The sequence below is a fragment of the Pseudomonas sp. genome, assembly GCF_030698175.1.
Classification (GTDB): Bacteria; Pseudomonadota; Gammaproteobacteria; order Pseudomonadales; family Pseudomonadaceae; genus Aquipseudomonas.
Window position 1 is genome coordinate 40,305 of the sequence record NZ_JAUYNT010000018.1, and the last position, 17,727, is coordinate 58,031.

The 17,727-nt window shown below is 59.5% G+C and carries 16 protein-coding genes; all 16 read right to left on the reverse strand.

Annotation, left to right across the window (positions count from 1 at the left end; genetic code table 11):
- Nucleotides 1–13: 13 nt before the first annotated feature.
- The 16 genes from surE to lpxB all read right to left on the reverse strand — a co-directional run bounded on the left by surE (nt 14) and on the right by lpxB (nt 17,725).
- The gene (gene surE / locus Q8R10_RS09120) at nt 14–763 is read right to left on the reverse strand and encodes a 5'/3'-nucleotidase SurE (RefSeq protein ID WP_305653049.1); all 750 of its coding nucleotides are present in this window, start codon (nt 761–763) and stop codon (nt 14–16) included.
- The gene (truD, locus tag Q8R10_RS09125; RefSeq protein WP_305653051.1) at nt 763–1,809 is read right to left on the reverse strand and encodes a tRNA pseudouridine(13) synthase TruD; all 1,047 of its coding nucleotides are present in this window, start codon (nt 1,807–1,809) and stop codon (nt 763–765) included. The genes surE and truD overlap by 1 nt, the downstream gene beginning before the upstream one ends.
- The gene (locus Q8R10_RS09130; RefSeq protein ID WP_371133307.1) at nt 1,806–1,940 is read right to left on the reverse strand and encodes a 2-C-methyl-D-erythritol 2,4-cyclodiphosphate synthase; all 135 of its coding nucleotides are present in this window, start codon (nt 1,938–1,940) and stop codon (nt 1,806–1,808) included. The genes truD and Q8R10_RS09130 overlap by 4 nt, the downstream gene beginning before the upstream one ends.
- Nucleotides 1,937–2,410 (reverse strand): 2-C-methyl-D-erythritol 2,4-cyclodiphosphate synthase, encoded by a 474-nt coding sequence (gene ispF, locus Q8R10_RS09135; RefSeq protein WP_305653284.1) that lies wholly within the window; start codon nt 2,408–2,410, stop codon nt 1,937–1,939. The genes Q8R10_RS09130 and ispF overlap by 4 nt, the downstream gene beginning before the upstream one ends.
- A 135-nt stretch (nt 2,411–2,545) precedes the next feature.
- The gene (gene fghA / locus Q8R10_RS09140) at nt 2,546–3,391 is read right to left on the reverse strand and encodes an S-formylglutathione hydrolase (RefSeq protein WP_305653053.1); all 846 of its coding nucleotides are present in this window, start codon (nt 3,389–3,391) and stop codon (nt 2,546–2,548) included.
- 10 nt (nt 3,392–3,401) lie between these two features.
- Nucleotides 3,402–4,514 (reverse strand): S-(hydroxymethyl)glutathione dehydrogenase/class III alcohol dehydrogenase, encoded by a 1,113-nt coding sequence (locus Q8R10_RS09145; RefSeq protein ID WP_305653054.1) that lies wholly within the window; start codon nt 4,512–4,514, stop codon nt 3,402–3,404.
- 165 nt (nt 4,515–4,679) lie between these two features.
- A complete protein-coding gene (ispD, locus tag Q8R10_RS09150; RefSeq protein ID WP_305653056.1) occupies nt 4,680–5,381 on the reverse strand; it encodes a 2-C-methyl-D-erythritol 4-phosphate cytidylyltransferase in 702 nt (233 codons plus the stop codon).
- Between the two features lie 7 nt (nt 5,382–5,388).
- A complete protein-coding gene (ftsB, locus tag Q8R10_RS09155; protein WP_305653057.1) occupies nt 5,389–5,667 on the reverse strand; it encodes a cell division protein FtsB in 279 nt (92 codons plus the stop codon).
- A 59-nt stretch (nt 5,668–5,726) separates the two neighbouring features.
- Complete coding sequence (gene eno, locus Q8R10_RS09160; protein WP_305653059.1) at nt 5,727–7,016, reverse strand: phosphopyruvate hydratase; 1,290 nt, start codon at nt 7,014–7,016, stop codon at nt 5,727–5,729.
- A gap of 155 nt (nt 7,017–7,171) precedes the next feature.
- Nucleotides 7,172–8,017 (reverse strand): 3-deoxy-8-phosphooctulonate synthase, encoded by an 846-nt coding sequence (kdsA, locus tag Q8R10_RS09165; RefSeq protein ID WP_305653061.1) that lies wholly within the window; start codon nt 8,015–8,017, stop codon nt 7,172–7,174.
- On the reverse strand, nt 8,014–9,645 hold the full coding sequence (locus Q8R10_RS09170) for a CTP synthase (protein ID WP_305653063.1): 1,632 nt from the start codon (nt 9,643–9,645) through the stop codon (nt 8,014–8,016). Before Q8R10_RS09170 ends, kdsA begins: the two co-directional genes overlap by 4 nt.
- Before the next feature lie 157 nt (nt 9,646–9,802).
- Entirely contained in the window at nt 9,803–11,122 is a 1,320-nt protein-coding gene (tilS, locus tag Q8R10_RS09175; protein ID WP_305653065.1) for a tRNA lysidine(34) synthetase TilS, read from the reverse strand.
- 123 nt (nt 11,123–11,245) lie between these two features.
- Nucleotides 11,246–12,196 carry an acetyl-CoA carboxylase carboxyltransferase subunit alpha gene (locus Q8R10_RS09180; protein WP_305653066.1) on the reverse strand — a complete coding sequence of 317 codons (951 nt, stop codon included), beginning with the start codon at nt 12,194–12,196 and terminating at the stop codon, nt 11,246–11,248.
- Between the two features lie 161 nt (nt 12,197–12,357).
- Complete coding sequence (gene dnaE / locus Q8R10_RS09185) at nt 12,358–15,879, reverse strand: DNA polymerase III subunit alpha (RefSeq protein WP_305653068.1); 3,522 nt, start codon at nt 15,877–15,879, stop codon at nt 12,358–12,360.
- Between the two features lie 125 nt (nt 15,880–16,004).
- Entirely contained in the window at nt 16,005–16,604 is a 600-nt protein-coding gene (gene rnhB / locus Q8R10_RS09190) for a ribonuclease HII (RefSeq protein ID WP_305653070.1), read from the reverse strand.
- A complete protein-coding gene (gene lpxB, locus Q8R10_RS09195; RefSeq protein WP_305653072.1) occupies nt 16,595–17,725 on the reverse strand; it encodes a lipid-A-disaccharide synthase in 1,131 nt (376 codons plus the stop codon). Before lpxB ends, rnhB begins: the two co-directional genes overlap by 10 nt.
- Between the last annotated feature and the right edge of the window lie 2 nt (nt 17,726–17,727).

The window sequence follows — 17,727 nt, forward strand, 5'->3', positions numbered from 1 at the left end:
TTTCGCGCGCGCATCAGAGCAACCCCTCCAGCCAGCCTTCCAGCCCGCTAAAGGCCTCAGGAAAAGTACGATCCAATTGCAGCGGGGTAATCGACACATAGCCCTGCATCACCGCATGAAAATCGGTGCCCGGGCCGCCGTCTTCGGCATCGCCAGCCACCGAGATCCAGTAACCTTCCTTGCCGCGCGGATTGACCACTTTAATCGGCGCCGCGGCGCGGGCGCGATGACCAAGACGGGTCAGTTGCACGCCGCGAATACGCTCCAGCGGTAAGTTGGGAATATTGACGTTCAACACGCAGCGCGGCGGCAGATTCAGCTCGGCGTGGGCGGCCACCAGTTTGCGCGCAAAATACGCGGCGGTTGGCAGGTTGTCTGGCTGACGCGACAACAATGAAAAAGCGAAGGCCGGCAGTTGCAAAAAACGCCCTTCCAAGGCCGCCGCCACCGTGCCGGAATAGAGCACATCATCACCGAGATTGGCGCCCAGATTAATCCCCGCCACCACCATCTCCGGCACCGGCTCAAACAAGGCATTCAGGCCCAGGTGCACACAATCGGTGGGCGTGCCATTGAGGCTGATAAAGCCATTGGCCAAGCGTTGCGGATGCAACGGCCGATCCAGCGTCAGCGAACTGCTGGCGCCACTCTTGTCCTGGTCAGGCGCTATCACCACACACTCGGCGTAGTCCGCCAGCGCCGCGTGCAAAGCAGCCAGGCCCGGAGCGGTAACCCCATCATCATTGGAAATCAGAATACGCATTAATTATCCGTCGGTCCCGCAGGCAGCAGATCGACCAGTTCGCGCACCATAGCGGTGGCAAAGCATCCGGCCGGCAGGACGAATTGCAGTTGCAAAATGTCTGGCTCGGGATAATGCCACGTCAAACCGCCGATGGGCAGACGCAGTATGCGTCGTTCGTGCGCCATGCCCGCTTCGACCAACCAGTCGCATAACCCCGGCTCACCTGCCGCCACTGCCTGTTCCAGAATTTGACTGGCACCCGCGGCCGGCGAATCACCGGCGCCCCACAGCGGCCCGGTTGGATGCAGATCGAGAATCGCCAGGCGCGGATCGCTGCACTCGGCTTCGCCTGCGGGGAAAAAACTGCGGCTGTCGGTGAACGCCAGCAAATCGCCAATCTGCGCCTGCTGCCAACTGCCGTCTGCGACCCGGGCGGACAGCACCTGATTGAACAGATAACTGCGCGCCGCCGAGAGCACGCGGGAGCGAATATTGCGTTGTTCTGGCAGCACCTTGGCGATGGCAAAATTGCGCGCCTGGGCCAAGTTACCGCCTTCATAACCAAAGCGCTGAGGGCCGTAATAGTTGGGCACACCCTGGGCGGCGATCTGCTGCAGGCGCGCATCCAGCGCCCCATGATCGGCGTCTAATTGAGTGAGGCGCAGGGTAAAGCCATTGGCCGCATGGGCGCCGCGCTGCAATTTACGCAGGTGCCGCACACTGTTTAAAATCCGCAGGCTGTCGCTTTGCGCAGCCGAGAAATCGGGGTCAGCCTTGCCCGGCAACTGGATGCTGAACCACTGTCGGGTCAAGGCCTGACGGTCCTTCAAACCGGCGTAACTCACGGTGCGCACTTGAACGCCGGCGGCGCGGGCCAGGAGGCGCGCTGCCTCCTCGGTATTCAGGCCGCGTTTTTCCACCCACAACCACAGGTGCTCACCCGTGCCGCTAAGTGGAATATCCAGCACTTCATCGACCTGAAAATCTTCCGCCGTGGCTTTTAATACGGCACGGCCAAGCGGCGCACCATAAGCACAGGGGCCAAGCAACTCAAGCTCGGTCATGCCGCCACCAACAAAGCCACAGCGTGCACGGCGATGCCTTCTTCACGGCCGGTAAAGCCGAGTTTTTCGGTGTCTGTGATAGTGGCGGCCTTGACGTTGACCTGATCCAGCGCAACCTCAAGATCGCTCATGCGCCCACCAGCAAAGCCACAGCGTGCACGGCGATGCCTTCTTCACGGCCGGTAAAACCGAGTTTTTCCGTGGTGGTGGCCTTGACGTTGACCTGATCCAGCTCGACCTCCAGGTCAGCGGCAATCAGTGCACGCATGGCCTCGATATGCGGCGCCATCTTCGGCGCCTGGGCGACTATGGTGCTGTCGACATTACCGACTTTCCAGCCCTTGGCCTTGACCAGCGCAAGCACTCGACGCAGCAACACACGGCTGTCGGCGCCTTTGAATTGCGCATCGGTATCGGGGAAGTGTTTGCCGATATCGCCCAACGCCGCGGCGCCAAGTAAGGCATCGCAGAGCGCGTGCAGCAACACGTCGCCGTCGGAGTGGGCAAGCAAACCAAAGCTGTGGGTGATCTGCACCCCGCCCAGGGTAATAAAAGCCCCTTCGCCGAAGCGGTGCACATCGTAGCCGTGGCCAATGCGTATAGCGTTGCTCATGAAAGTCAGGCCTTGCAGAAGTCAGGCGGCGATTCTACCCGGTTTGACTCCTCGCGAGCGCAGGCCAAGTTAAACCGCGCCCAAACCGGCACGATTTAAGCCTGCGCCCTTAAACTAGAGCCCTTAAGCCTGCAATGCCGCCGCGTGATGACGCAGATGGTCATCGATGAAACTGGCGATAAAGTAGTAGCTATGGTCATAGCCCGGCTGCATGCGCAGCCACAGCTGATGCCCATGCAGGCGCGCCTGTGCTTGCAGCGCCTCGGGTTGCAACTGAGTCAGTAAAAACTCATCGCAATCGCCCTGATCGATCAGCATCGGCAGACGCTCCTGGGCACCGGTCAGCAACGCGCAGGCATCCCATTCGCGCCAACTGTTGCGATTCTCACCCAGATAGCCGCTGAAGGCCTTCTCGCCCCAAGGACAATTGAGCGGATTGCTGATGGGCGCAAAGGCCGACACCGACTGGTAACGCCCAGGGTTGCGCAAGGCGCAGACCAGCGCACCATGGCCGCCCATGGAATGACCGCTGATGCCACGCCGTTGCGACACCGGAAAATGCGCCTCAATCAGCGCCGGCAACTCCTGCACCACATAGTCGTGCATCTGATAATGCTGCGCCCAGGGTTGCTGGGTGGCATTCAAATAAAACCCCGCACCCAGGCCGAAATCCCAGGCGCCCTCGGCATCGTCCGGCACCTCCAGGCCACGCGGGCTAGTGTCCGGCGTAACTAGCACCAAGCCCAACTCGGCCGCCATGCGCTGGGCACCGGCCTTGTGCATAAAGGTCTCATCGGTACAGGTCAGCCCGGATAACCAGTACAGCACCGGCAAGGGCGCGCCCTGCTCGGCCTGGGGCGGCAGGTAAATACTGAAGCGCATATCGCAACCCAGTACCGCCGAGCTATGCCGATAGCGCTTGTGCCAGCCGCCGAAGCTTTTCTGGCAAGACAGATTTTCCAGAGCCATGGCCGCCACCTTAGAAATGAATCACTGTGCGGATGCTCTTGCCTTCGTGCATCAAATCAAACGCCTTATTGATGTCCTCCAACCCCATGGTATGGGTGATAAAGCTGTCCAGCGGAATCTCGCCGCTCTGCGCCTTGGCCACATAGCTGGGCAGTTCGGTACGCCCACGCACACCGCCAAAGGCCGAACCGCGCCAGACCCGACCGGTGACCAGCTGGAACGGTCGGGTGCTGATTTCCTGCCCGGCGCCGGCCACGCCGATGATCACCGACTCGCCCCAGCCCTTGTGCGCGCACTCCAGCGCGGCGCGCATCAGCTGCACATTGCCGACGCATTCAAAGGAATAATCCACGCCGCCATCGGTCAGCTCGACTATGACCTCCTGAATCGGCTTGGCGTAGTCCTTGGGGTTGATGCAATCGGTGGCACCCAACTGCTTGGCAATCTCGAACTTGGCTGGATTGATGTCGATGGCGATGATGCGGCTGGCCTTGGCCATGGTCGCGCCGATGATTGCTGCCAGGCCGATGCCGCCCAGACCGAAGATCGCCACGGTGGCGCCCTCTTCCACCTTGGCGGTATTCAGCACCGCGCCGATCCCGGTGGTGACGCCACAGCCGAGCAGGCAGACCTTCTCCAACGGCGCGTCTTTGGGGATTTTCGCCAGGGAAATTTCCGGCAGCACGGTGTATTCGGAGAACGTCGAGCAGCCCATGTAGTGATAAATCGGCTGACCCTGATAGGAGAAACGGCTGGTGCCGTCCGGCATCACGCCGCGGCCCTGGGTGCTGCGAATCGCCTGGCAGAGGTTAGTCTTGCCGGATTTGCAGAATTTGCACTCGCGACATTCCGCCGTGTACAGCGGAATCACATGATCGCCCACCGCTAGGGAAGTTACACCTTCGCCCACCGCCTCGACTATGCCGCCGCCTTCATGGCCCAAGATGCACGGAAAGATGCCTTCCGAGTCCTCACCCGACAGGGTGTAAGCATCGGTGTGGCACACGCCAGTGGCAACTATGCGCACCAGCACCTCACCGGCCTGGGGCGGCGCCACATCGACCTCAACAATCTGCAAGGGTTGGTTGGCCGCAAAAGCTACGGCAGCACGAGACTTAATCATGAAGCTCTCCAGCAAATTAAGGATGGGACGCAGTGGTTCTAAGCCGCGGCCGCCACCGAGCATTGTCGCCGCAGCCGATTAATCGATAGATTGCTGAGAACGGCATTGACGAACGAGTCCGCGCCAACCGATGCCCAGCGCTATAAATCTTTGCGGCTGAACCAATTAGCGCTGTTGCAACCAGCGCTGCCGCAACCACTCGAGGTCTTCGGGGCGGGTGATTTTCAGATTATCGGCGCGTCCCTCGATCAAGCACGGCGCCTGGCCGGCCCACTCCACGGCAGACGCCTCATCGGTAATCGCCACGTTAGCCACCAAAGCATCCGCCAGCGCATGCTGCAAGGCGGCGCAGCGAAACATCTGCGGCGTATAGGCCTGCCAAACGTCGCTACGGTCGATGGTTGCGGCCACGCGGCCATCGGCGCCGGCACGCTTGAGGGTGTCGCGCACCGGCACCGCCAGCAGCCCACCTACCGGATCGGCGGCCAACTCGCTCAGCAACAGATCCAGATCGGCCCGTGACAAATTCGGCCGTGCGGCGTCGTGCACCAGCACCCAATCATCCTCACTGGCACCCATTTGCGTCAGTTGCAGCAAGCCTTGCAGCACCGAATCGGCACGTTCGGCACCGCCGTCGACACGCTGGATACGGGGATCATGGGCACAGGCCAGGGTTGGCCAGTAGGGATCGTCTGGTGCGAGACACACCACGGCGCCCATTAGGCCCGGGTGCTCGAGAAAGCAATCGAGGCTGTGCTCGATAATGCAGCGTCCGGCCAGTTGCAGATACTGCTTGGGCCGATCGGCCTGCATCCGCGCGCCAATCCCGGCGGCCGGGATCACCAACCAGAAACGCGGACTGTTCATGGCCGACTCACTCGTTGAGTTGATAGAGGGTTTCGCCCTCTTTGAGCATGCCCAACTCATGCCGGGCACGCTCCTCGACCGTTTCCACCCCTTGTTTTAACTCCAGCACTTCGGCCTCAAGGATGCGGTTACGCTCGAGCAAATGTTCGTTTTCACCCTGCTGGGAGACTATTTGCTGCTGCAACTCCTCTACTTGCGCCAAGCTGCCATCGCCCACCCACAGCCGATACTGCAGGCCAGCCAGCAGCAGAATGAGGACGAGAAACAACCAATAAGGACTGCGCATGACGAGAGGCCTCGACAGAAAAAAGGGCGGCTTAAGCCACCCTTTTTATCATTGCCGACTTAGCCGCGAAACTCGGCGCGACCGTTATAAACGGCTTTGGCACCCAGTTGCTCTTCGATGCGCAGCAGACGGTTGTACTTGGAGACGCGGTCAGAGCGGCACAGCGAGCCAGTTTTGATCTGGCCTGCGGCGGTACCCACGGCCAAGTCAGCAATGGTCGAATCTTCAGTTTCGCCGCTGCGATGGGAGATCACTGCGGTGTAGCCGGCCGTTTTGGCCATTTGGATGGCTTCAAGGGTTTCGGTCAGGGTGCCGATCTGGTTGAACTTGATCAGGATCGAGTTGGCGATGGACTCATCGATACCGCGCTTGAGGATTTTGGTGTTGGTGACGAACAAGTCATCACCGACCAACTGCACTTTCTCGCCGATTTTATCGGTCAGCACTTTCCAACCGGCCCAGTCGGACTCGTCCATGCCGTCTTCAACCGAGATGATCGGGTAACGCTCAGTCAAGCCCGCCAGGTAGTCGGCGAAACCCGCGCCGTCGAAGACTTTACCTTCGCCAGCCAGATCGTATTTGCCGTCTTCGAAGAACTCGCTGGCCGCGCAATCCAGCGCCAGGGTTACGTCAGTGCCGAGGGTGTAGCCGGCATTGGCCACTGCTTCACTGATGGCCGCCAGCGCATCTTCGTTGGACGCCAGGTTCGGCGCGAAACCACCTTCATCACCCACCGAAGTGCTCAGGCCGCGAGCTTTAAGCACTGCTTTCAGGTGGTGGAAAATCTCGGTGCCCATGCGCAGGCCTTCCGAGAAGGTCTTGGCGCCTACCGGCTGAACCATGAACTCCTGGATGTCGACGTTGTTATCGGCATGCTCGCCGCCATTGATGATGTTCATCATCGGCACCGGCATCGAGTACTGGCCTGGCGTGCCGTTCAAGTCGGCAATGTGCACATAGAGCTCTACGCCCTTGGCTTGCGCGGCGGCTTTAGCGGCAGCCAGCGATACCGCGAGAATCGCGTTAGCGCCTAGGGAGGCTTTGTTTTCGGTGTCGTCCAGGGCAATCATCGCCTGGTCCAAGGCTTGCTGATCAACCGGGTCTTTACCCAGCAACAGGCTGCGGATCGGGCCATTGATGTTGGCGACTGCTTTCAGTACACCTTTGCCCATATAACGGCTCTTGTCGCCATCACGCAGTTCCAGCGCTTCGCGCGAACCGGTGGAAGCACCGGACGGCGCACAGGCGCTGCCGATGATGCCGTTGTCGAGAATTACGTCAGCTTCCACGGTTGGGTTGCCACGCGAATCAAGTACTTCACGGCCTTTGATGTCGACGATTATTGCCATTGTTATAAGCACTCCAAAATTTGACGAAAACGGCGCTGCAGCAAAGTTGGCGCTACCGTCTGCGGTGAATCAAAACCAAGCAAAGCTACCGAGCCGATTATCTGACTAGCTAGTCAGCATGAATCGGCACGGCACTTTACCGAAGAATTAGCCGTTTAGGCAGTCTCAATCGCAGGAAAACTCTTCACTAAATCATCCAGCTGCTTGAGCTGGCTGAGGAAGGGCTCCAGCTTGTCTAGACGCAAGGCGCAAGGGCCGTCGCACTTGGCGTTATCCGGGTCTGGATGGGCCTCCAGAAACAAACCAGCCAAGCCTTGGCTCATGCCGGCCTTGGCCAGATCGGTGACCTGACCACGGCGGCCACCGGCGCTGTCGCTACGTCCACCAGGCATTTGCAGCGCATGGGTCACGTCGAAAAACACCGGGTAGTTGAACTGCTTCATGATGCCGAAGCCGAGCATGTCTACCACCAGGTTGTTGTAACCAAAGGAGGAGCCGCGCTCGCAGATAATCAGCTGATCATTACCGGCCTCCTCACACTTGGCGAGGATATGCTTCATCTCTTGCGGGGCGAGAAACTGGGCCTTCTTGATGTTGATCACCGCGCCGGTCTTGGCCATGGCCACCACCAGATCGGTCTGCCGCGACAAAAACGCCGGCAACTGAATGATGTCGCACACCGCCGCCACAGCTGCCGCTTGCTCAGGCTCATGCACATCGGTAATCACTGGCACGCCGAAGGTCTTTTTGACTTCTTCGAAGATCTTCATGCCCTCTTCCAGGCCTGGGCCACGGAAGGAGCTGACCGAGGAGCGATTGGCCTTGTCGAAGCTGGCCTTGAACACATAAGGGATACCGAGCTTGTCGGTCACCCGCACATATTCCTCAGCCGCACGCATGGCCAGGTCACGGGACTCGAGCACGTTGATGCCGCCAAACAACACAAAAGGCTTGTCGTTGGCGATGTCGATACTGCCAACCCGAATGGTCTTCTGACTCATGCCTTGCGCGCCTTCTGGGCCAATGCAGCATTAACAAAACCGCTGAACAGCGGATGGCCATCACGCGGCGTCGAGGTGAACTCCGGGTGGAACTGGCAAGCAACAAACCAAGGATGGTTCGGCGCCTCAACCACTTCAACCAGCGAGCCATCGCCCGAACGGCCGGTAACTTTCAGGCCGGCGGCTTGCAGCTCGGCGAGCAAATTATTGTTCACTTCATAGCGATGGCGATGGCGCTCAACAATCACATCTTTGCCGTAGCAGTCATGCACCAGGGAGGTATTTTCGAGCCGGCAATCCTGTGCGCCCAAGCGCATGGTGCCGCCCAAGTCCGAGGCTTCGGTACGAGTTTCCACGCCGCCGCTGGCGTCTGCCCATTCGGTGATCAAACCCACAACCGGATGGCCGCTGGCCTTGTCGAATTCGGTGGAGTTGGCATCGGTCCAGCCCAGCACGTTACGGGCAAACTCGATAACCGCCACCTGCATACCCAGGCAGATGCCCAGGTAGGGAATCTTGTTCTCACGGGCGTATTTAACCGTGGTGATCTTGCCTTCGACGCCGCGCAGACCGAAGCCGCCCGGCACCAAGATGGCATCCACACCTTCCAGCAAGGCGGTGTCTTTATTCTCGATATCTTCCGAGTCGATATAGCGCAAGTTGACCTTGGTACGGCTCTGGATGCCGGCATGACTCATCGCTTCGATCAGCGACTTGTAGGCATCCAGCAGTTCCATGTACTTGCCGACCATGGCAATGGTGACTTCATTTTCTGGATTGAGCTTGGCATCCACCACCCGATCCCACTCGGACAGGTCAGCAGTGCCGCACTCCAGCGCAAAGCGCTCGACGACGAAATCATCCAGCCCCTGGGCGTGCAATACACCTGGGATTTTGTAGATGGTGTCGACGTCTTCCAGGCCGATCACCGCACGCTCTTCAACGTTGGTGAACAGCGCGATTTTGTGCCGCGAGGACATATCAATCGGGTGATCGGAGCGGCAGATCAGCACGTCTGGCTGCAAGCCAATCGAGCGCAACTCTTTAACCGAATGCTGAGTAGGCTTGGTTTTGGTCTCGCCGGCAGTGGCGATGTACGGCACCAACGTCAGGTGGATCAGCATGGCGCGCTTGGCGCCCACTTCCACCCGTAGCTGGCGGATCGCCTCGAGGAACGGCTGCGACTCGATGTCGCCAACAGTGCCGCCGATCTCGACCATGGCCACGTCGGCATCGCCAGCACCCTTGATGATGCGGCGCTTGATTTCGTCGGTGATGTGCGGAATGACCTGAATGGTCGCGCCCAGATAATCACCACGGCGCTCTTTGCGCAGCACGTGTTCGTAAACACGGCCGGTGGTGAAGTTATTGTTCTGGGTCATGGTGGTGCGGATGAACCGCTCATAGTGACCCAGGTCAAGGTCGGTCTCGGCGCCGTCGTGGGTGACGAACACCTCACCGTGCTGAAACGGGCTCATGGTGCCCGGATCGACGTTGATGTAGGGGTCCAGCTTGAGCATGGTGACCTTAAGGCCCCGCGCTTCCAGGATAGCCGCCAGTGAGGCTGAGGCGATGCCTTTGCCCAGTGAGGAAACAACACCGCCCGTGACGAATATGAAGCGCGTCATGAAAAACCCTAGAAGTCTGCGTTTAAGCGGTCAATGCCGCCAGAAAAAGCCTAGCAAGGTCCTAAACCCTGCCGGAAACAAGCACGCTTTTGCCGATTCCAAAGGAGTCAGCAAAAGCTGTAATAAGACGGGAGAGTAGTCTACCGGAAAGGGCCTTTCAGCTCAAACCCTGGTCATTGGTCGGCACCTGCCAGACGAATTGCCAATTGCCGGGCGCGGCAACACTTAACTGCGGCACATTTGCCACCGCCAGTAACTCTTCTCCCTGATACAGCAGCGGCAGACGGTCACGCAAAAACCCTGGCACGCCAGCCTCATTAAGCAAGCGTTTTAGATCGCGCCGCCCACGCCCCGCCAACTGCAGCACCTCGCCGCCCTGGCGATAGCGCACCTGCAATGCTCCCTCAGGGGCCTGCCCCAGCAAGTAAATATGACCGTTGCCGGGTAGTGACAAGCGCGCAGCAGTCGTCAACGGCAGATCAATCGGTGGCAATGGCTGCAACCATGGGCCGGACAACCACCACAACCGGCCGTCGGCTCGTTGCAGCTCACCGCGGGCCAAACGCCAAATCGGCGCGGCATCGACCGCCGCATTTACCAGCGAGGTCCAGCCAGCCCAATGATCGCTGTCGGGCATGGGCGTCAGGGGTGCCAACCAGTGACGCAATAGATTGCGCTGGCGTGCGGCAGATAAGCTCAATAAGGACGTCAAGGGCAAAGATGGCAGCGACAGCCAGGCAAAGCGCGAATCTGGCTGCATTAGGGTCAAGTCGGCCTGTGCCAACTCATCCAGTAAGCCTTGCGCCTCACTCAGATGTGCGGCGCTGCGGGCCATGCTGGCCACGGCTTGCGGCCAGCGCTGGGTGAGCAATGGCAACACTTGCCGGCGCAGAAAGTTGCGGGAAAAGCGCTCGTCGCAATTTGACGGGTCTTCCACCCAGCCCAGCCCATTGCTGCGGGCATAGCCTTCCAGCTCGGCGCGTGACACCGCCAGCAAGGGCCGCACTAAGTGCCCAGCTCCCAGTGGCCGGCTCGCTGGCATGGCCGCCAGGCCACGGGCGCCGGCGCCGCGCAATAAGCGAAACAGCAGGGTTTCGGCTTGATCGTCGCAGTGCTGGGCGGTCAGTAGCACTTCGTCCGCACCGAGCAACTCCGCGAAGGCTGCATAGCGCGCATCACGAGCGGCTTGCTCAAGGCTAGCGCCAGGCTGCACTTGCACTTCATGCTGCAGCAACGGCACCCCGAGTTCGTCACAGACCTGCTGGCAATGCGCCGGCCAAGCCTCAGCTGCCACCTGCAAGCCGTGCTGGATATGAATGGCGCGCAGCGGCGGTAATTGCTGGCGCTGCGCCAAACCAACCAACAGGTGCAGCAGCACCGTGGAATCCAGCCCACCGGAAAACGCCACAGTCCAGACCGGCACGCTGCGCCAGGCGGATAGAGCCACCAGCAATTGGGCTTCTAGGGACATCAGCATTTAACCGCTTGTGAGTAGCCGCACACGTCAAAAAGCCTATAGCCACTGACCCATAACAGCGAACAAGAAAAAATGGCGTACTGCCTGAGCGAGTACGCCATTCGAATCGCTTAGCACTGAAACTTAAGCGATGCCATAACTCATCAGGCGCTCATAACGACGGGCCAGCAGCGCCTTGGTGTCGAGTTTTTTCAGCGCCTGGAGTTGGTGCGCCAGCTCTTTGCGAATCGACTCGGCCACCACTTCCGGGGCGCGATGGGCGCCGCCCAGTGGCTCGCCAATTACCTTGTCGACAATCCCCAAGCCCTTCAAACGCTCGGCGGTAATGCCCATGGCTTCCGCGGCATCCGGGGCTTTATCGGCGGTTTTCCACAGAATCGAGGCGCAACCCTCAGGGGAAATCACCGCGTAGGTCGAATACTGCAGCATGTTCAGACTGTCGCACACGCCAATGGCCAGGGCGCCGCCGGAACCGCCCTCACCGATCACAGTGGCGATAATCGGGGTTTTCAAGCGCGACATCACCCGCAGGTTCCAGGCAATCGCCTCACTCTGCCCGCGCTCTTCGGCATCTATGCCTGGGTAGGCACCCGGAGTGTCGATAAAAGTCAGGATTGGCATCTTGAAGCGCTCGGCCATCTCCATCAGCCGGCAGGCTTTGCGATAGCCCTCGGGACGCGGCATGCCGAAGTTACGGCGGACTTTCTCGCGGATTTCCCGACCTTTCTGGTGGCCGATAATCATTACCGGCTCGTCGTCCAGACGGGCAATCCCGCCAACAATCGCCGGGTCGTCGGAGAAATGCCGATCACCGTGCAGCTCATCAAACTCGCCAAAAATATGGCCGATGTAGTCGAGGGTATAAGGCCGCTGCGGATGGCGCGCCAAGCGGGCAATTTGCCAGCTGGTCAGGTTGCTGAAAATGGTTTCAGTCAGGGTTTGGCTCTTGTCCTGCAGGCGCGCAATTTCATCGCCGATATTCAGTGCGTTGTCATTGCCCACCAGGCGCAAGCCTTCGATTTTGGCTTGTAGGTCGGCAATCGGCTGTTCGAAATCGAGAAAATTCGGGTTCATAAATTTCCATCTGGCGTCGACGGCCACGCGGCCGGGGAGCGGTGTCTGCAAGCGTCTTACCTTAAGGGATCAGACGCGTGCAGGTCGAGAATAAACATTCAGCGCTCAAGCCTAGCTGCAAGCCGTGATACTGGCTGTTAACGCAGCTTAAGCGCCTAAAGTTAGCGATAGTTGAGAAAGACGTTGTCGCGCCCGAACTGGTCACGCAACGCCTGAATCAAGCTATCGGTCGGATCGATTCGCCAGTCATTACCAAACTGCAACACGGCCTTGGCCTCACTGGCGGTGTAGTCCAGGGTGATCGGACACTCACCGCGATGGCGCTCGCACAACTGCCCCAACCAACGCAGCCGATCACCCTGCAAGGCGCTGCTGGCAACTTTAATCCGCAGGCTTTCGGCCAGACCGGTGCGGGCATCTTCCAGGCTCATCACCCGCTTGGCGCGCAAGCGCAGGCCGCCGGAGAAGTCGTCGTTGCTGACCTCGCCCTCCACCACCACCATGGCATCGGTTTGCAGCAAGGCTTGCGCTGCGTTAAACGCCTCGGCAAACAGCGAGGCTTCAATCCGCCCGGAGCGGTCATCGAGGGTGATAAAGCCCATCTTGTCGCCCTTCTTGTTGCGCATCACCCGCAGATTGACGATCAGACCAGCGACGGTCTGATCACCACGAGCCGGCTTCAGGTCGATGATGCGCTGACGGGCAAAGCGGCGGATTTCTCCCTCGTACTCGTCAATCGGGTGACCGGTCAGGTACAGGCCAAGGGTTTCTTTCTCGCCGCGCAAACGCTCCTTTAAAGGCAATTCACGCGCGTTACGGTGCTTGGCGTAAACATCCGCTTCGGCATCGGCGAACACCCCGCCAAACAAATCCATATGGCCGCTGGCATGGCTGCGACTGGTTTGTTCGGCGGCCTGAATCGCCTCCTCCATCGCCGATAACAACACCGCGCGATTGCGGTCGATATTGGCCTGATAGGCTTTTATTTCATCGTAAAAGTACGGCCCCAAGCGATCCAGCGCGCCGCTGCGAATCAAGGCATCGGTGGTGCGTTTGTTGATGCGCTTGAGATCCACCCGTGCGCAGAAATCGAACAAATCCTTGAACGGCCCGGCCTGGCGCGACTCGACTATGGCCTCCACCGGCCCTTCGCCCACACCTTTGATCGCGCCCAGACCGTAAACGATCCGGCCATCGTCATTGACCGTGAACTTGAACTCGGAGCTGTTCACATCCGGCGCATCGAGGCGCAGCTTCATGCTGCGGCATTCCTCGATCAGGGTCACCACCTTGTCGGTGTTGTGCATATCCGCCGACAACACCGCAGCCATAAAGGGCGAAGGATAATGGGCTTTCAGGTAGGCGGTCTGGTAAGACACCAGACCGTAAGCGGCCGAGTGGGATTTGTTAAAACCGTAGCCGGCGAATTTCTCTACCAAGTCAAAGATGTTGCCCGACAGGTTCGGGTCGATGCCATTATTCGAGCAGCCCTCGATGAAACCGCCACGCTGCTTGGCCATCTCCTCGGGCTTTTTCTTACCCATGGCGCGGCGCAGCATATCCGCCTCACCGAGGGTGTAACCAGCCATCACCTGGGCGATCTGCATCACCTGCTCTTGGTACAGGATGATCCCGTAGGTCGGTAGCAGTACCGGTTTTAAGCCTTCGTATTGATAGTCCGAGTGCGGATAGGACAGCTCGGCGCGGCCGTGCTTACGGTTGATAAAGTCATCAACCATGCCCGACTGCAACGGGCCTGGGCGAAACAAGGCCACCAGGGCGATCAGGTCTTCCAGGCAGTCGGGCTTGAGCTTTTTGATCAGCTCTTTCATGCCACGCGACTCGAGCTGGAACACCGCCGTGGTTTCGGCTTTTTGCAGCAAGCTGAAAGTGGCTTTGTCATCCAGCGGGATGAACTCAATCACCAGCGGCGGCTCATCGACCTTGGCGCGCTCGCGGTTAATGGTTTTCAGCGCCCAGTCGATGATGGTCAGGGTGCGCAGGCCGAGGAAGTCGAACTTCACCAGGCCGGCCGCCTCGACGTCATCCTTGTCGAACTGAGTGACCAGGCTGCCGCCTTCGTCATCGCAATAAATCGCCGAAAAGTCGGTCAGCTTGGTCGGCGCGATCACCACGCCGCCGGCGTGTTTGCCGACGTTACGGGTAATGCCCTCAAGCTTCTTGGCCATCTCCCAAATTTCTGCGGCTTCTTCGTCGACCTTAAGAAAGTCGCGTAGCACTTCCTCTTGCTCGAAGGCTTTTTCCAGGGTCATGCCGACTTCGAAGGGAATCATCTTCGACAGTCGATCAGCCAAGCCATAGGACTTGCCCTGCACCCGCGCCACGTCGCGCACCACGGCTTTGGCGGCCATGGTGCCGAAGGTGATGATCTGGCTAACAGCGTTGCGCCCGTAGGTTTGCGCCACGTATTCAATGACCCGATCACGGCCTTCCATGCAGAAGTCGATATCGAAGTCGGGCATCGATACCCGCTCAGGGTTGAGAAAGCGTTCAAACAGCAGGTCGTATTCCAGCGGGTCCAGATCGGTGATCTTCTGCACGTAGGCCACCAAGGAACCGGCACCCGACCCACGGCCGGGACCGACCGGAATGCCGTTGCGCTTGGCCCACTGGATAAAGTCCATCACGATCAGAAAGTAGCCGGGGAAACCCATCTGAATGATGATATCCAGCTCGAAATTCAGGCGATCCTCGTACTCTTTGCGCTTCTCTTCGTAGTTGGGCGTGGTGTCTTTCGGCCACAGCACCGCGAGCCGCTCTTCTAAACCGTCGTGACTGACCTTGCGAAAGAACTCGTCCATGGTCATGCCATCGGGCACCGGAAAGTTCGGCAGAAAGCTCTTGCCCAGCAGCACCTCGATATTGCAACGCTTGGCGATTTCGACGGTGTTTTCCAGCGCCTCGGGCAAGTCGCTGAACAGCTCGAACATTTGCTCGGGGCACTTCAGGTACTGCTGATCGCTGTAAGTACGCTGGCGGCGCGGATCATCCAGCGCCCGCCCCTCACCGATGCAGACGCGGGTTTCGTGGGCCTCGAAATCGGCCTGCTTGATAAAGCGCACATCGTTGGTGGCCACCAAGGCCGCGCCACAGCGCTCGGCCAAGGCCACCGCCAGGTGCAGGTATTCCTCATCATTGACCCGACTGGTGCGCTGCAGCTCCAGATAAAAGCGCTCGGGAAAAGTCGCCTGCCACTCATGCAACGAGTCTTCGGCGCTGGCCAGATTGCCGGCCAGCAAGTTCAGGCCGATTTCACCTTCTTTGGCGCCCGACAGGGCAATCAGGCCTTCGGCCGCCTCCTTGACCCACTGGCGTTCGATGATCACTTCACCGTTGCGCTGGCCTTCGATAAAACCGCGGGAAATCAACTCGGTCAGGTTGCGATAACCCTTGGCGTTCATCACCAGCAGGGTCATGCGGCTCAGCGGGCCGTCTTCTTCTTTGCTCGCCAACCAGACATCGGCGCCACAAATCGGCTTGATACCGCCACCCATGGCGGCTTTATAGAACTTCACCAACGAGCACAGATTGCGCTGATCAGTCACCGCCACCGCCGGCATGCCCGCAGCGGCCGCGGCCTTGACCAAGGGTTTAACCCGCACCAAACCGTCGATCAGAGAAAACTCGGTATGCAAACGCAGGTGAACAAAAGTGGCGGGCATACGCATCCTATATAAAACGCAAAAACGACAAGGCCCGGATTGTACCGGGCCTTGCTGGAAACATCAGCTTGCTAGCTGAAGACTATTAACCTGACCGACATGCCGCTTGGCACGACGCGCTCGGTTTAAAGCTGCTCGAGCAACTTACGCACCGGCGCAAACGAGCGCCGATGAATCGGCGTCGGCCCGAGCCGCTGCAAAGCCTCCAGATGCGCAGGGGTTGGATAGCCTTTGTGGCCGGCGATGCCGTAGCCGGGGTACTGAAGATCGAGCGCTTGCATCTCACGATCACGGCTGACCTTGGCCAGAATCGAGGCCGCGGCAATCGCCGGAACCTGGCTATCGCCCTTAACCACGGCGGCGCTGGGCACATCCAACTGCGGACAACGGTTGCCGTCGATCAGCGCCAACTTGGGCGTAACGCTAAGCCCGGCGACCGCGCGCTGCATGGCCAGCATGGTGGCATGCAGAATATTCAGCTGATCGATTTCCTCGACCTCGGCGCGGGCAATGCACCAGGCCACAGATTTTTCACAGATTTCATCAAACAGCTGCTCACGGCGGACGGCGGTGAGTTTTTTCGAGTCATTCAAACCCAAAATTGGCCGAGCCGGATCGAGAATCACTGCCGCAGTCACCACCGCGCCACAGAGCGGGCCACGGCCGACTTCGTCGACTCCGGCCACCAAGGCTTCGACCAGGGTGAAGTCCAGGCCTAATTGCATGGCTGCCCCGCAATCAGGGCCAGCACGGCATCGGCGGCCTGTATAGAGGCATCCAGGCGCAGGCTAGTGTGGATGGCAGCAAACTCGCGGGTCTGACTGGCGCCATTGGCCAACAACGGCAACAACTGCGCAGCCAAGGCCGCAGGGGTTGCCGCGTCCTGAATCAACTCCGGCACCAACAAGCGACCCGCGAGTAAATTCGGCAACGACAGATACGCACTTTTCACCAACCGCTTAAGAATCCAGTAGGTCAAAGGGGCGACCTTATAGGCGACCACCATTGGCCGCTGACAGAGCAAGGCCTCGAGGGTCGCGGTGCCGGAGGCGATCAATACCGCATCACACGCCGCCAACGCCTCGTGAGACTGGCCATCGAGCAAGGTCAACGGCAAGTTGCGCCCGACCAACAAGGCCTCAAGCTGCTCGCGCCGTTCGGGGCTGGCGCACGGCAATACAAAACGCAGCTCCGGCCGGGCTTGCAGCAATAACTCGGCAGTATCGAGAAACAGGCCGCCGAGCTTGCCTACTTCACCACCACGACTGCCAGGCAACAAGGCCACCAGCGACCCCGACTCGAGCAAGCCGAGGCTCAAACGAGCGGCGCCACGATCAAGCTGCAGGGGAATGGTATTGGCCAGCGGATGCCCGACAAAACGTACCGGCACATGCTGAGCTTGATAAAACTGCGCCTCGAAGGGAAACAGCGTCAGCATCAGGTCGCAACCTTCGCGGATTTTCAGCACCCGTTTCTGCCGCCACGCCCACACCGAGGGGCTGACGTAGTGCACAGTCTTGATTCCGGCACGGCGCAGTTTGAGTTCGATATTGAGGGTGAAATCCGGCGCATCGATGCCAATAAAGACATCTGGTCGCTGCTCAATCAAGGTATTGATTAGGCGTTTTCGCCGCGCCAACAACTCGGGCAGCCGGCCTAATACCTCGACCAGGCCCATCACCGACAGACGCTCCATCGGAAAGTAGGAGCACAGCCCTTGGGCCTCCATGCGCGGACCGCCGACACCGATAAATTCGATCGTCGGATGCTGCGCCCGCAGTGCCTGCATCAAGCCAGCGCCAAGAATGTCGCCAGAGGCCTCACCGGCAACCAAGGCCACCCGCAATG

Excerpts from the sequence above, each read along its gene's own strand:
- rnhB (WP_305653070.1), bottom strand. The coding sequence starts at position 16,604 with ATGCAATTAGGCCTGGACTTCACCCTGGTCGAAGCCTTGGTGGCCGGA.
- dnaE (WP_305653068.1), bottom strand. The coding sequence starts at position 15,879 with ATGCCCGCCACTTTTGTTCACCTGCGTTTGCATACCGAGTTTTCTCTG.
- ispD (WP_305653056.1), bottom strand. The coding sequence starts at position 5,381 with ATGAACAGTCCGCGTTTCTGGTTGGTGATCCCGGCCGCCGGGATTGGC.
- Q8R10_RS09180 (WP_305653066.1), bottom strand. The coding sequence starts at position 12,196 with ATGAACCCGAATTTTCTCGATTTCGAACAGCCGATTGCCGACCTACAA.
- Q8R10_RS09145 (WP_305653054.1), bottom strand. The coding sequence starts at position 4,514 with ATGATTAAGTCTCGTGCTGCCGTAGCTTTTGCGGCCAACCAACCCTTG.
- eno (WP_305653059.1), bottom strand. The coding sequence starts at position 7,016 with ATGGCAATAATCGTCGACATCAAAGGCCGTGAAGTACTTGATTCGCGT.
- tilS (WP_305653065.1), bottom strand. The coding sequence starts at position 11,122 with ATGCTGATGTCCCTAGAAGCCCAATTGCTGGTGGCTCTATCCGCCTGG.
- kdsA (WP_305653061.1), bottom strand. The coding sequence starts at position 8,017 with ATGAGTCAGAAGACCATTCGGGTTGGCAGTATCGACATCGCCAACGAC.
- Q8R10_RS09130 (WP_371133307.1), bottom strand. The coding sequence starts at position 1,940 with ATGAGCGATCTTGAGGTTGCGCTGGATCAGGTCAACGTCAAGGCCGCC.
- surE (WP_305653049.1), bottom strand. The coding sequence starts at position 763 with ATGCGTATTCTGATTTCCAATGATGATGGGGTTACCGCTCCGGGCCTG.
- truD (WP_305653051.1), bottom strand. The coding sequence starts at position 1,809 with ATGACCGAGCTTGAGTTGCTTGGCCCCTGTGCTTATGGTGCGCCGCTT.
- ftsB (WP_305653057.1), bottom strand. The coding sequence starts at position 5,667 with ATGCGCAGTCCTTATTGGTTGTTTCTCGTCCTCATTCTGCTGCTGGCT.
- fghA (WP_305653053.1), bottom strand. The coding sequence starts at position 3,391 with ATGGCTCTGGAAAATCTGTCTTGCCAGAAAAGCTTCGGCGGCTGGCAC.
- Q8R10_RS09170 (WP_305653063.1), bottom strand. The coding sequence starts at position 9,645 with ATGACGCGCTTCATATTCGTCACGGGCGGTGTTGTTTCCTCACTGGGC.